The sequence below is a fragment of the Mycobacterium sp. SMC-8 genome (assembly GCF_025263565.1).
GTDB lineage: Bacteria > Actinomycetota > Actinomycetes > Mycobacteriales > Mycobacteriaceae > Mycobacterium.
In genome coordinates, this window is sequence record NZ_CP079865.1 from 874,925 (window position 1) to 888,223 (window position 13,299).

The 13,299-nt window shown below is 68.3% G+C and carries 14 protein-coding genes; 7 read left to right on the forward strand and 7 right to left on the reverse strand.

The window, feature by feature from the left end:
* Window positions 1–23 precede the first annotated feature (23 nt).
* From KXD97_RS04330 to KXD97_RS04345, 4 genes are all read right to left on the reverse strand, one after another.
* On the reverse strand, window positions 24–596 hold the full coding sequence (locus KXD97_RS04330; protein WP_260755623.1) for a type II secretion system F family protein: 573 nt from the start codon (window positions 594–596) through the stop codon (window positions 24–26).
* The gene (locus KXD97_RS04335; protein ID WP_260755624.1) at window positions 593–1,375 is read right to left on the reverse strand and encodes a type II secretion system F family protein; all 783 of its coding nucleotides are present in this window, start codon (window positions 1,373–1,375) and stop codon (window positions 593–595) included. The genes KXD97_RS04330 and KXD97_RS04335 overlap by 4 nt, the downstream gene beginning before the upstream one ends.
* Window positions 1,372–1,536, reverse strand: coding sequence for a conjugal transfer protein TrbB (locus tag KXD97_RS04340; RefSeq protein ID WP_260755625.1), 165 nt, complete (start codon window positions 1,534–1,536; stop codon window positions 1,372–1,374). Before KXD97_RS04340 ends, KXD97_RS04335 begins: the two co-directional genes overlap by 4 nt.
* A gap of 385 nt (window positions 1,537–1,921) precedes the next feature.
* Window positions 1,922–2,116, reverse strand: a complete 195-nt coding sequence (locus KXD97_RS04345) for a three-helix bundle dimerization domain-containing protein (RefSeq protein WP_016343884.1) — start codon at window positions 2,114–2,116, stop codon at window positions 1,922–1,924.
* A 112-nt stretch (window positions 2,117–2,228) separates the two neighbouring features.
* Here KXD97_RS04345 and KXD97_RS04350 point away from each other — a divergent pair, with 112 nt between their 5' ends.
* Window positions 2,229–2,447, forward strand: coding sequence for a hypothetical protein (locus KXD97_RS04350; RefSeq protein WP_024452057.1), 219 nt, complete (start codon window positions 2,229–2,231; stop codon window positions 2,445–2,447).
* Between the two features lie 240 nt (window positions 2,448–2,687).
* Here KXD97_RS04350 and KXD97_RS04355 read toward each other — a convergent pair whose 3' ends face one another.
* Entirely contained in the window at window positions 2,688–3,071 is a 384-nt protein-coding gene (locus KXD97_RS04355) for a hypothetical protein (RefSeq protein WP_016343885.1), read from the reverse strand.
* A 543-nt stretch (window positions 3,072–3,614) separates the two neighbouring features.
* Between KXD97_RS04355 and KXD97_RS04360 the strand changes: the two genes are divergently transcribed.
* Genes KXD97_RS04360 through KXD97_RS04380 form a run of 5 tightly spaced genes read left to right on the forward strand, consistent with a single transcriptional unit; the run spans window position 3,615 to window position 9,521 of the window.
* The gene (locus KXD97_RS04360; RefSeq protein ID WP_016343889.1) at window positions 3,615–4,349 is read left to right on the forward strand and encodes a hypothetical protein; all 735 of its coding nucleotides are present in this window, start codon (window positions 3,615–3,617) and stop codon (window positions 4,347–4,349) included.
* Between the two features lie 49 nt (window positions 4,350–4,398).
* On the forward strand, window positions 4,399–5,643 hold the full coding sequence (locus tag KXD97_RS04365) for an ImmA/IrrE family metallo-endopeptidase (protein ID WP_062656018.1): 1,245 nt from the start codon (window positions 4,399–4,401) through the stop codon (window positions 5,641–5,643).
* Window positions 5,644–5,669: 26 nt separating this feature from the next.
* A complete protein-coding gene (locus KXD97_RS04370; protein WP_061265649.1) occupies window positions 5,670–6,878 on the forward strand; it encodes a tyrosine-type recombinase/integrase in 1,209 nt (402 codons plus the stop codon).
* A complete protein-coding gene (locus KXD97_RS04375) occupies window positions 6,862–9,096 on the forward strand; it encodes a tyrosine-type recombinase/integrase (RefSeq protein WP_062656019.1) in 2,235 nt (744 codons plus the stop codon). Before KXD97_RS04370 ends, KXD97_RS04375 begins: the two co-directional genes overlap by 17 nt.
* Window positions 9,093–9,521, forward strand: coding sequence for a hypothetical protein (locus KXD97_RS04380; protein ID WP_016343893.1), 429 nt, complete (start codon window positions 9,093–9,095; stop codon window positions 9,519–9,521). Before KXD97_RS04375 ends, KXD97_RS04380 begins: the two co-directional genes overlap by 4 nt.
* Before the next feature lie 61 nt (window positions 9,522–9,582).
* Here KXD97_RS04380 and KXD97_RS04385 read toward each other — a convergent pair whose 3' ends face one another.
* Complete coding sequence (locus KXD97_RS04385; RefSeq protein ID WP_260755627.1) at window positions 9,583–10,671, reverse strand: TadA family conjugal transfer-associated ATPase; 1,089 nt, start codon at window positions 10,669–10,671, stop codon at window positions 9,583–9,585.
* Window positions 10,668–11,768, reverse strand: coding sequence for a septum site-determining protein Ssd (gene ssd, locus KXD97_RS04390; RefSeq protein ID WP_313901347.1), 1,101 nt, complete (start codon window positions 11,766–11,768; stop codon window positions 10,668–10,670). Before ssd ends, KXD97_RS04385 begins: the two co-directional genes overlap by 4 nt.
* Before the next feature lie 456 nt (window positions 11,769–12,224).
* Between ssd and KXD97_RS04395 the strand changes: the two genes are divergently transcribed.
* The gene (locus KXD97_RS04395; protein WP_396884656.1) at window positions 12,225–13,082 is read left to right on the forward strand and encodes an HAD-IB family hydrolase; all 858 of its coding nucleotides are present in this window, start codon (window positions 12,225–12,227) and stop codon (window positions 13,080–13,082) included.
* Window positions 13,083–13,299 lie beyond the last annotated feature (217 nt).

Sequence of the window (13,299 nt, forward strand, 5' to 3'; positions counted from 1 at the left end):
CTTTTCCCCTTTTTCTCTGGTGTTCACAGCACTCCCGACTGCAGGACGTCTCCGGCCAAGCCGGCGACGACCGGCACGATGCCCAGGCACAGGAACGCCGGCAGATAACACAGCCCGAGCGGCCCCGCCATCAGCACCGAGGCGCGTTCGGCCTTCGCACCGGCTGCGTCCGCGGCTTCGGCCCGGAGCTGGACGGCCAGATCCTCGACGCCGCGGGCCAGCGCCGCGCCCGACGTGGCGGAGCGGCGGGCCATCCGCAGCACCGCATTCAGGGCGTGGCCGGGGGCCGCGTCGGGACTCGACCACGCGTGCGCAGGGTCGGCGCCCAGCGCCGTCAGATCGGCCGCCCGCCGCAACAGCGCAGCCAATCCCCGCGGTGCGGACTCGGCCACCGCGGACGCCGCGGCCGACACCGCCATGCCGGAACGCAGGCACGCCGCAAGCACGTCCAGCGTGGCTGCGACGGCGAGGACGTCATCGGGCCCCGGCCGTCCGCGCACGGGCCGCGCCGGTTGCCGGCCCCGGCGGACCCTGGCCTCCGAGGCGGCGGGCAGCGTCAGTACAGCGAGCGCCAGAAACAGTGCGGCCCAGGTCATGTCATGACGCCGGCCATGATGCGGTCGGACCACAGCAGTCCGGCGCAGACGAACGTCGTCCCGATCACCAGCAGCCATCCGCCCGCGCCGGACAACAGGAAGCTCAACGGATCTGCGCCGACCGCATGCCCGAGCAACACGCCGAGCACCGGCAGCCCGGCCAGGATCGCCGCGGTGGCGCGCGCACCGGCCAGACCGGCTTCGACACGGCCGCGGAAGCGCTCACGCTCGACGACATCGCATTGCGCGGCCTGAATCAGGCTGGCCACCGCCAATCCCTGCGCCTGCGCAAGACGCCAACACACCCCGAGCCGTTCCCAGTACCCCGGCAGCAGGGACCGGCGGCCCTCGGCGCGCAGACCTTCGGCGACGTCCGCCCCGAGCAGGGCTCGGGCCGCGACCGCGCCGAGCGACGTCGCCGTCCGGCCGGTGGACTCCTGCGCCGCGGCGCGCACCGCCGCGACCGGGTGGGCACCGACCCGCAGCTCGCCGAGGAGCACGTCGAGGGCGGCCTGCAGCGCCGCCGCTTCCGCCGCGCGATCCCGCCGCCGTGCGACGGCCCGGTTGCGCGCCAGCAGTGTCGCGGCCAGCAGGCCGAGGGACACCGCGGCGGCGGGCGTCGACGACACCGCCACGGCGACGCACACCCCCAACGCGCATACCGGCGCCGGGATACGCAGCCGGCGGGTCTGCGGCGCCGGGAACAGCACAGCGCGCCGGCGCGAGCGGACCGGCACCAACAGCACCGCCGCGGCCAGGGTCAGCGCGGCGACGGTCATGTCCTGCTCCCCCCCTGCACGAGGTCATGCAGCGTGTCGGCGGCCGGACCGAAACCCGTGTCGGCGTGCCAGCCGGTGAGGACCTCGACGATCCCGTCGTCTCGGCGCCGCAGCACCCCCACCTCGGCCAGGCGCCGGCGCCCGGTGCGATCACGCGCCACGTGCAGCACCACCCGTCCTCGTTATCTGTAACAAAGGGGGCCTAGCTGAGCTATCCGACTGTTCAGGACGAGTGTTACATGTGTACCTGGTCTAATCGGGCGCCGGATTGTCCTGCACATGTGTAGGACGCGGGTTGGCGATTGCTGTCGCGGAGAACCAGAAGTGCTAGACCCTACGCTGGGGTGGCTTTGTCACTGCCGAGGACTCGACGCCTTGGGCGCCGCTACTCTGTGGCGCTATGACTGCGGCCGTACTTCGCCATCGCGCGTGCCCGGAAGCCCGCCGACTGGCACCGCGCGGCACGCGGCGAAATCTATTTCAGATCAGCAACAACCTGCGACAGCCACAATGACGCCCGTGGCTGTCAAGTGTCCGATTCGCCGATCAGCTCCGGGCGAGTTCGGCGCGGGCTCGGCGCTCGACGAACAGCGGAACGAAGTCCCGGATCCGGCTGTGTTCAAACTGGGCGTAGGCGCTCTGGACGATGGAGTTGATGCGCTCGGCTGGAATGTCTGCGTAGCTGTCGGCGAGCCGACGCTCGACTTCTTCAACCATGACGTGCTCATCGACCTCCGGCATGTCGATAGCATGCCTGGGCGGCCAGGTGCCGTCAACCGAGGAATTGACGTCCGTTCACCTCACATCGTGGCTATCGAACCCGTGAGGTTCGGGAAGTGTGAAGATCTGTTAGATGAGCAACGACGAGTCCGACCTGGCGCAGGCCTTCCGACTGTTGTCAGCGTTGCACGAGAACATCACTCATACGACGAGGGCGATCGAGAAGTTCGAGCGGCAACGCCGCTTGGGGTCGCCCGCAGGACCGCAAGAGCAACTACTACGCCGTGAACTCGCCGAAGCCCACGGGCACATCAACCGCATCTACGAACGGTTCCCCGAGACACGGCGGTAGCGCCTTGATGTGAAAGCTCACAGGTCGCGCCAGACCGACGTCATCAACACCGGTGAGCCAGGCGATGTCCCCTGGGGTTTAGGACTCCGGTCGAATAATCGTCATGCTCATGTTGGGTGGCGTCGCGCCGCGCGAGGGGGGTCGCCCGGCGCGACACCGGCCAGATGGCATATCCCGTTTCCGAGGCTAGTCCCGGCGTCCAGGACTTTGCGGTGATGCGCGGTTAACGAAGGCTAACGACTAACCGGATCGGCGGTACCGGTCTGGCGCTGCGTGCGGCCCAGGACCGGTTCGCTCGCGGGCGGCGGGCGTGTTTTGTGGCGACGCAGACGCGATGACCTTGGTGAGAAGGTGTCGCAGGCGTGGTTCGGCGCTCTGTCCGTGGTAGCAGTCCAGCCAGCTGGCGGTGGCGGCCATCAGTTCGTCGTCGAGAGGAATGTCGTTACATGCGATGGCGGTGATCAGGGCCTCGATCGCGGCGAACGTCTCGCCGATGCCCAGGGTGATGTAGATGCGGTCGGCGTCGATTCTGCTGAGATACGGGCGCGCGGTGGCGGCCAGCTCCCAGGCCAGGGCGGCATCATCGGGCGCCTTACGCACCGGCGGTTTGCGCGACGTGGACACCCGGCCCCCCTTTTCCGATGGTCTGGTCTTGTCCGGTGCCTACGGTAGCGGGTGGGCAGGCCTGCCGCGCAGTGTTCGACCCGGCTACCGCGCCGACCAGGCACACCACATCCGGCAACGCCGATCTGTTTGCCTGCCATTCACTTTCCGTACCATTCACTGGGCCGCCAGCGGGATCGAGAACGTGGCAGGTCGGCCTCGGCGCACGGGTGATCGCATCTGCCGTGCCATCCAACGCGACACACGTGCACCAGCTCCCCGGGCGACGAGACCTCATGCGTCACTATCTTCACTGTGGCCACAGTGAAGGAACACACCGTTCGACCCACACAGGCCGACTGCGGCCATTCGAGCCGCCGGGACGCGGAGCGGCATGCGCGCAACGCTCTTCATGGCCAGAAAGCAGCGCGACACGCATGATTTGTGCAGCTCACAACCATTTATACATGTATACTTGCAGGATGCTAAGCAACGCAGAATTGCTGACCCGACACGCGGCGCGCCTCCGAAAGGGTGTAGGAAAAACCGTGCAGTATTTCCGCCATGGTGGTTCCGGTGGAGCTGGCGAGACAGCTGGTGGCCTTGCATCGTCTCGCGTTGGCGAGGCTGCTCGGCGAGATCGGTGTGGCATTCGACGCGTCGCTGGCGCGGTGGTTCGGCGTGTTTCCCGACCCGATGCAGATTCAGGGCGGGACGTTGTGTCAGGACGTGCGCAGTCATGTGCTGGCGATGAACGGCATCGACGCGCAGAGCGCGAAGGCCCCGACCCCGCCAGCGGCGCCAGAGGGCGCCTCGTGCGGGCCGGGGTCGACGTTGCGGATGTCGACGGGCCCGAGTTCGTCGGTGCGTATCGGGGATGCGGGGATGGCGTGGGCGCGGGTGCGTCACATCAGCCCGCAGCGGGCCGCCGATATCGGTGCGCTACCCCCGCAGTCGATGCCGAAGTCCAAGCCGGGCAAGCAGATGGCGCTCGACGCCGGCGAGCCCGAGGATCAGCGGGTGTTCGGGCCGGCGGGGATCGGCGACGATTACGAGCTGGTTGTGTACTGGTGGGAGACCCCGGGCCGGTTGTCGGTGGGTGGTGGCATCTTGGCGGTGGTCGCCGATCTGGATACCAGCGAGGAGCGGATTTTGGGGTTCGAGCCGTTGCCGCTGGCGATTCGGCCGAAGACCGTTGCCGAGCGGCAGATCGTGGCCGAGGACGACGAGGACGTGCGCGAGGACTTCGAGCAGTTCTTGCCCAGGAATGCTTCCGAGACCGGGGACGCCGAGGCGTAGACGATGAGCTGGTACCGGCCGGGCGCGTGTGGGGACGAGGTGGTCGGTGATGGCGTCGGTAGAGGTGTTCGGCACACGGGTCCGCCAGGCCCGGGTGTTGCGACGACTGTCAGGCACCGCGGTGATGGAGCATCTGGGGTGGCGCTCTCCGCGCCAGACGCGGTTGGAGCAGTCCGAGACCGCGGTACTGGAGTCCACCGATTTCGATCGGCTGACAGCGTTGTTGCGTTTCCCGCCAGCATTTTTCACGACCGCACCGGCATCGCGGGTGACGGCGCGGGATCTGTTGTTCCGGGCGCCCAAGTCCACCACGGTCACCGAGAAGGAGTACCTGGCGGTGTTCGCCAACGTCGTCGGTGATCTGCTCGGGCAGCTCAATGCGGTGGCCAAGCTGCCCCCGGTGCTGCTGGAGCCGTTGCCGGCGGGCACCGATGTGGTGACCGCGGCCGCCCAGGCCCGGCGCTGGCTGGGGGTGGCGCCCGGGGTGCCGATCAAGTCGCTGACCTACGAGCTGGAAGCTGCCGGGGTGCCGGTGGTGATGCGGATGAAGCACTCACGTTCCACCGGAGTGGTGGACTGGGACACCGATGAGGACGGGCCGGCCGGGTTGTTGACCGAGAAGCATCTGGGGTGCTCGGCGCGGACCGGGGAGTATCGAGAACGTCCGTTGGTGTTGTTGCGGGCGTTGGATTCTTGGGAGCGCACCCGCTGGACAGTCGCCCACGAGATCGGGCACTTGTTGTTGCACCGCTATGGCGATGTCAGCGATGACCAGGAGCGCGAAGCCTCCCGGTTCGCCTCGGAGTTGTTGGCCCCGACCGAAGTGCTCGCCAAAGAGGTGCCGCCGGTTCCCACGCTCAGCGATCTGGTCGACGCGAAGGTGAAGTGGCGGATTTCGTTGGGGGCGTTGATCATTCACCTTCGCGAGTCGAAGCTGATCGATGAGGTCCGCGCCGATACGTTGCAGCGCCAGCTCTACACGCGGATCAACTCCGAGACCGGGCACACCTGGGGCAAGACCGAACCGGGCTGGAATGCCCGCACACCGGAGCGGCCCCGGCTGCTGCGCCGGTGGATGGAGGAATGCTACGGCTCGGTCAGCGTGGAGGCCTTGGCCGCCCACGACCTGATCTACCCCACAGACTTGTTGGCCGACATCCTCGCCGGCCAGCGCGGCGCCCCCGCGAAAGTTGCCGCGGCCCCGGACACCGTCTCGACGGTGCTCGACGAGGAGGCGATCCTGGACCGCGGGGACACGGTGGTGGCGCTGCGCCGGCCCCGCCGGCAGGCCTAACAGGGAATTGCGGGGGCGGATCGGGGATGGCACGGACACAACGGATCGCGCTGACCGGCGCCCCCGACACCTACACCGTGCTGGGCCCCGATCACCTGCCGATCGAGGCAGCCGAGCAATACCTGCAGTTCCTGCGCGATGACGGGGCCTCACCGAACACGGTGAAGGCGTATGCGGCCGGCCTGGCGGCGTGGTGGACGGTGCTAGAACACACCGGCACCGACTGGCAGGACATCAGTACGAGCCTGTTCGGGCAGTTTCTGGCCTACCTGCGCACCGGGGACCTGCCGGGCACCGCCCGGATCGGCGCACCAGAGGTTTGGCTGGGCCCGGCGAGCACCCAGCTGCGGGCCGCGGCGGTGCTGGCGTTCTACCGCTACCACGCGGACGCCCATGGGCTGGCCGGCCCGTATCAGCGGCTGTTCACCAGCCGCGGCAAGCGATCGCGGTCACGATATATCCCGATGCTGGCCGGAGTAGGCGCACGACGCTCCAAGGACCGGCCCATCTACACGGTGCGCAGCGGCAACAAGTCCGCCACTCCGGTGCTACTACCCGCCCAAGTGGCCGCGATTCTCGACGGCTGCGCCACCCAGGCCGGACAGGACTGGTCGGGGCCGCCCTCAGGGCTGCGGGACCGGCTGTTGTTCGCGGTGCTCGCCGAGACCGGGATGCGACTGGGTGAAGCGTTGTCGCTGCGCCACCACGATTTTCATATCGGCGCCGGCGGGACACCGTTCATCGACGTGGCCTCCCGACAAGACCATCCGCGCGGGGCCCGCGGCAAGACGCTACTGGCCCGACGCATCTACATCGGTGATGATCTGGAGGCGCTGTATTCGGCCTACGTGTGGCATCTGGTCGACCAGGGCGCCGATCTGGACGTGCCCGACCTGGACACTCACTTCGTGTTCGTCAATCTCACCCACGGGCAGCGTTTCCGGGCCATGCGTGCCGAAACGGTCTACGCCAAAATCGATTCGGTGACTAACCGCGCCGGCGGGGTGCTGCCCGATCGGTGGTCACCGCACTGGCTGCGCCACACCCACGCCACCGCACTGCTGCTCTCCGGAACCCCGCCGCACGTGGTCATGCGCCGCCTGGGCCACGCCGATATCCAGACCACGCTCTCGACCTACGGATGGGTCACCGAGGACGCCGAGATGCGCACCCTGGCGCAATGGCGCAGCTACGTCGCTGGCTGGAAAGGGCTGCACCATGACCACACCGACTGACCCGCCCGCACCCACCCTGGCCCCCGCACCCGCTGCGGGATCATGGGCGACCCAGTGGGCCCAAGTCCCTGAAGCGTGGCGCCGGCCGATCTATGCGATCTACAGCGCCCCGTGTGATCAGGTGTTTCTGCGCAACCAGTTCTACCTGCAAGCACACCGCGCCGGAGCCACACACGATTTCACCCCCGACGCCCCCGCCCGATTCGGCGACGAGATCGCCTGGTGGGTCTGGACCTGCTGGGACCAGCAGCTACGCAAGATCGAACCATCCCTGCTGGCCTGGCTGACCCGCACCCTGCCGGCCGCGATCGCCGAACACCGCACCCGCACCGGAAAGACCCCCGCCAGCATCGCCGACCTGGACCCCAATGCCGTGCTCCGCCAAGCGGTCCTGACCTTTCAGCGCCGCAACATGCGACTCCCCTCGGCGGGATCGCGGCGCAACATCCGCCACCTCATCGAACACCTGCACCTGTGGGTATCGGTGCGCTGCACCGACACCCCGTGGTGGGAACACGACATCTGGGATCTGCGCACCGACCCTCGGATCCCACGCCGCGACCACGAACCCCGCCACGACACCGCCGTGCGGCTGCGCGATATCGAACCGGCCTGGCTGCGCGAAGGGCTGCGGTTCTGGCTGCGCAGCGCGTTGACCTACGACCTGCTGGTCTGGTCCTCGGCCGCCGACCGGGCCCGCAACCTGGGCTCGCAGCTGGGCCGGTTCGCCCACGACTACGGCCACCACAGTGATCCGCTGATCAGCACCGATCCCGACCAGCTGCGCACCGTGTTCCTCGACTATCTCGAGTATCTGCGCTCCCCGGCCGCAGCCACCCAGTCCGACCGCCTTACCGCCGACACCGTGGCCACCCTGCAAGCCCAAACCCAGGCGTTCTACACGTTCATGCACGACAACGCCGCCGACGCGGCGACCGCGACGGCCAACCCGCGCTGGCGCGACATCACGCTGACCCACACCGTGCTGTGGTCACCGCTACACGCGCCCAAACAGCGCCGCCGCGAACGCGAACTCACCTGGTATGCCACCGCAGACCTACAGCGCATGCTCACCTACCTCGACGTCCTGGCCGCCCCCGCCGGGCACAAGGTGGTGCTGACCAAAGCCGACGGCACGATCACCGTCGCCGCCGGCCTCGGTGACCCCCAGGCCGCCCGGATCTGGCTGCTGCAGGCCCTGACCGGACGCCGAGCCTCGGAGATCTTGATGCTCGACCATGATCCGCTGCAGGCCATCCCGGGCCAGGAACGCCCCACCGACGCCGATCCCGACACGTTCGTGGCCCGGCTGCGCTACCAGCAGACCAAAGTCGACGACGTCATTCCCACCATCCTCGTCGAGCAGGCCATCGTTGACATCATCACCGAGCAGCAGAGCTGGCTGAAGGCGACATACCCCGACCTGGCGCCCCGATACCTGTTCCTCGGCGTGAAGAATCAGCACCGCGGCCAGCAACCCCGCTCCTACAACACCTACCGCACATCGCTGGCCAAGCTCGACGACTGCCACGATCTCACCGACAGCGCCGGCCGACCACTGCGCTTCACCCAAACCCACCGGTTGCGCCACACCCGGGCCACCGAACTGCTCAACGATGGCGTTCCGTTCCACGTCGTGCAGCGCTACCTCGGACACAAGAGCCCCGAGATGACCGCCCGCTACGCGGCCACCCTGGCGGCCACCGCCGAGTCAGAGTTCCTCAAACACAAGAAAATCGGGGCCCACGGCACCGATATCTCCATCAGCCCCAGCGACATTTATGAGATGACGCAGCTCGGCGCCCGCACCGACCGGATCCTGCCCAACGGGGTCTGCCTGCTGCCGCCGCTCAAACAGTGCGACAAGGGCAATGCCTGTCTGGGCTGCGGTCACTTCGCCACCGACGCCACCCACCTCGATGAGCTACGCCAGCAACACGCCGCCACCGAAGCGCTGCTGGCCGCCCGCCGCGACCAGTATCGCCGACGAAGTGGACGCGAACTCGGCGAGGACAACATCTGGGTGATCGAACGCCGCCGCGAGCTGCGCTCGCTCGAAGCGATCATCGAACGCCTGTCGGCCACCGCAGACCAAGAGGCGGTATCCGGCGCCGGCACAGGGATAGGAAAACGGCTGCCGCTGCTGCAAATCCAGACCCGCGGCGCCCACCAGTCCGCCCTCGATAAAGCTCAGCGACCCCGCACCCCGGATCAATGACTGCTGCCCGCTCCACCGCCGGCCTCAGGAAAGCCAGCGCCAAAAGCCGCAACGACGCCCGACGAAAGATCAAGAAGGCGCTGCGCGAAATGCAGGTCGCCGGAATGGACATCAACCCCAATGCAGTCGCCCGCCACGCAGGGGTCGCCCGCAAAACGATCTACAACCACCGTGACCTCTACGACCAAATCCGCGCCGCCTCCGCCACACCACGACCAAAGATCGCCGCCAGCGAATCCGAGGCGCCCACCCGCGGATCCTCGGTGGATGCAGCTCTGCGTCAACAACTGAGGACCCAGAAGCGCCAATACGACAACGACATCGCCGCTCTCAAAGCCGAAATCAAAGAACTCAACCAGCAGCTCGCGGCCGCCCACGGCGAGATCCACCGCCTACGCGGCACTGGCAACGCCAACAACAGCTGATCGAGCCACACCATCCACTCGCACAGCGGCCCGCCACAGCGCCCCCACGCCGGTTGCACCGTTACAGATAACACTGTGTTCCTCGTTGATTCCGCACCCTCAAACCAAGGGCGGTCACTGTCTTACACACAGCGATTCCCGTTACAGATAAGATAGCCGCGGCGAGCTGGCTGTGCAGCGCGGCGCGGTCCAGACCGCCGAGGGCCGCCAGAGCCTCGAACCGGGCCGGCACCTCGGCGGGATTGTTCGCGTGTACGGTCCCGGCGCCGCCGTCATGGCCGGTGTTCAGGGCCGTCAGCAGGTCCACCACTTCGGCTCCACGTACCTCGCCGACGACGATGCGGTCGGGTCGCATCCGCAACGCCTGCCGGACGAGGTCACGCACGGTGACCTCACCGGCGCCCTCGACGTTCGCGCACCGCGCCACCAGTTTGACCAGATGGGGGTGCGCGGGCGCGAGCTCGGCGGCGTCCTCGACGCAGACGATGCGCTCCCGGCCCGGTACCGCGGCGAGCAGCGCCGCGAGCAAGGTGGTCTTGCCGGCACCCGTACCGCCGGAGATCACGAACGCCAGCCGCGCGCCGATCACGCCGCGCAGCAGCTCGGCCGCCTCTGGGCCGACCGCGCCCGCGGCGGCCAGCGCGTCGAGGTTCTGATTGGCCGGCCGCAGCACGCGCAGTGACAGGCAGGTGCCGCCGGCGGCGACCGGCGGCAAGACCGCGTGCAGCCGGACGTTGAGCGCGGCCCCCGGCTGTGCGGCGCCCAGTCCGCTCAGATTCCCGTCCACCCACGGTCGGGCTTCGTCGAGTCGGCGGCCGGCCGCCAGCGCCAGCCGCTGCGCGAGCCGGCGCACCGCCGCGTCGTCGGCGAACCGCAGATCGGTCCGTCGTAAGCCGGTGCCATCGTCGACCCACACCGCGTCGGGTGCGGTCACGAGCACATCCGTGACGCCGGGTGCCGACAGCAGCGGATCGAGGATGCCCGCGCCGAGCAGTTCGGTCTGAAGTTGGCGAAGGTTGGTCAGCACTTCGGCGTCGCCGAGGACACCGCCGGACTCGGCGCGGATCGCGGCGGCGACCACGCTGGGCCGAAGCGGGGACGACTGCGCGGCCAGCCGCTCCCGCACCCGGTCGATCAGCGGGGCGCTCATGCGGCGGCCTCGACGGCCGGCCCGAGTTGCGGATTCTGGCCGAGTACGGCTAACACCTCGCGGGCCGCGCGGGCCAGTGGTGAGCGGGTCCGCACACGCAACCCGCCACGCTCGAGCGAACTTTCGACACCGGGCTGCGGTCGCATCGCCGCGAGCACGGGCAGACCGACGATGCGCGCGACATCCAGCGGGCGCAGGCCGCCCGGGGACGGCCCGCGCACGACGACGCCGGCATTGGGGTTGATGGCCGTCGCCCACGTCGCGGTCACAGCGGCCGCGGCGCACGAACGGACATCGGCGGGCGTGACCAACACCACCAGATCCGCCGCCGACACGGCCGTGTCGCTCGCCGGGCCGGGCCGCCGCGCCACGTCGCAGACGACGGTCAGACCGGCGCGGCTGCCGGCCTCGACCACGGCTTCCAGCGGCGCGGCATCGATGTCGTTGCTGACAGCGCCACCAGACAACACCCGACTGGCAGAGAGGATGCTCACGCCGTGCCGCGACGGGAGCGCATCGCGGAGGGCGGAGAAGGCGATCCGCCCACCTGCCGGCGAAAGATCGGGCCACCGCAAACCGGGTTCGGTCTCACTGCCCAGGACCAGATCGAGCCCACCGCCCCACGGATCCCCGTCGATCAAAAGGGATTTCGCGCCGATCTTCGCCAGCGCGGTCGCGAATACCGACGCGCCTCCCCCACCGCGGCCGGCCAGCACGGCCACCACCGGTCCTCGCGCGCCGGTGTGCCGTGCGGCGTCGGCGGCGTCGGCCAGCACGGCCATCAGCGCGCGATCATCTGCGGGCAACGTCACAACGCGTTGCACACCGACAGCCACCGCAGCCTCCCAGTCGCTGCGCTCGGGCGCTGCTGCGCCGCTGATCAGAAGCACTCTGGGACGTCGGGGCAGATTACGCGCGGCACACCGGCGGGCGGCCGCGGCGTCGAGCAGCACCGCCGCCGCCCCGGACCACACCCGATGACTGGACGGATCCGCCGCGCGCACGACCTGCATGCCTGCGGCGGCGACGATCCGGTCGACGTCGGTGCCCAGCAGCGGGTCGTCGACCAGAACCAGGATGGCGTCGGAGGCGGACATGACCCCAGCCTCGACCGGTTCCGCACCGCAGGCCAGGGCCCTGGAGGGTCCTGGCTACGATCTGTGGATCGACGCGAGACTGTGAATAACCGGCGGACAGCACGTCCGTGCGCAGCGAAAACAGCATTCCGCAACGTCGTTTTCGGGACATTTTCTATCCGCTTTGCGAAAGCCGCCACGACTTTGCCAATAGCCCCCACAAAAGGGACGACCCCCGCCAGGGGGGGAGGAGGCGGAGGTCGTCGTGTATCAGCCCCGGGGGGTCGGGCTGATGCACACCCGGCATAAGCCGAGTAATGACAACTATACACACGCCGGACAGGGCCGGCGCAAGTATCGAAATGGCAACAACCCGGGCAGAGACCAGGAAAGATGCAGTCGCAGACAGGTGTCGTGATCTGCCAATTTGTACGATCTGCCGCAATCTGTCACACAGCCCACGCCTATGCTGACCATGTGACGTCACCCGAGCCGGCGACCGAGGGTAGCCAGGCACCGACAGCGGCGGCTCCGTCGGAGACTCCCGTTCGCACAGCGGCCTTCTTCGATCTCGACAAAACCGTCATTGCGAAATCGAGCACTTTGGCTTTCAGCAAACCGTTCTTCAGCCAAGGGCTAATCAATCGGCGCACCGTGCTGAAGTCGTCGTATGCGCAATTCCTATTCCTTATGTCAGGGGCCGACCACGACCAGATGGACCGGATGCGCTCCTACATCACCAACATGTGCGCGGGGTGGGATGTCGAGCAGGTGAAAGCCATCGTCGGCGAGACCCTGCACGAGATCGTCACCCCGTTGGTGTTCGCTGAGGCCGCCGAGCTGATTGCCGACCACAAGCTGTGCGGCCGCGACGTGGTGGTGGTTTCCGCGTCCGGCGAGGAGATCGTGGCACCCATCGCCCGTGCGCTGGGCGCCACCCACGCGATGGCCACGCGGATGGTGGTCGACGAGGGCAAGTACACCGGCGACATCGCCTTCTACTGCTACGGCGAGGGCAAGGTCGAGGCCATCCGCGCCCTCGCCGACCGAGAGGGTTACGCGCTCGAGCATTGCTACGCCTACTCGGATTCGATCACCGATCTGCCGATGCTCGAACTGGTCGGGCATCCGACCGTGGTGAACCCCGACCGGGCGCTGCGCAAAGAAGCGGCCGCCCGTGGGTGGCCGGCGCGCACGTTCTCCAAACCGATGTCGCTGCGCGACCGGATCCCCGCGCCGTCCGGGGCGGCCGTCGCGACCACCGCCGCGGTAGGGGTGAGCGCACTGGCTGCGGGCGCCCTGACGTACTCGCTGTTGCGCCGATTCGCGTTCTGAGGCAAGCCACCTGCACCGACACACCGGTTGCTGGACCGGGAGAGTAACGATCCGGGTTCGCACCCTGATTGGCACTTGATGTGACCGTGGTCACGGAGTACAAAGGAACGCAAGGCAGCCGGGTGAGGCCAAGGCCGAGCCGGAAGAGAAGGCTCGATCTCCCGATCTCGGCTCCTAGCACGGGTCCCGGAACCCACGCGGCGCACGCACCGCGGGA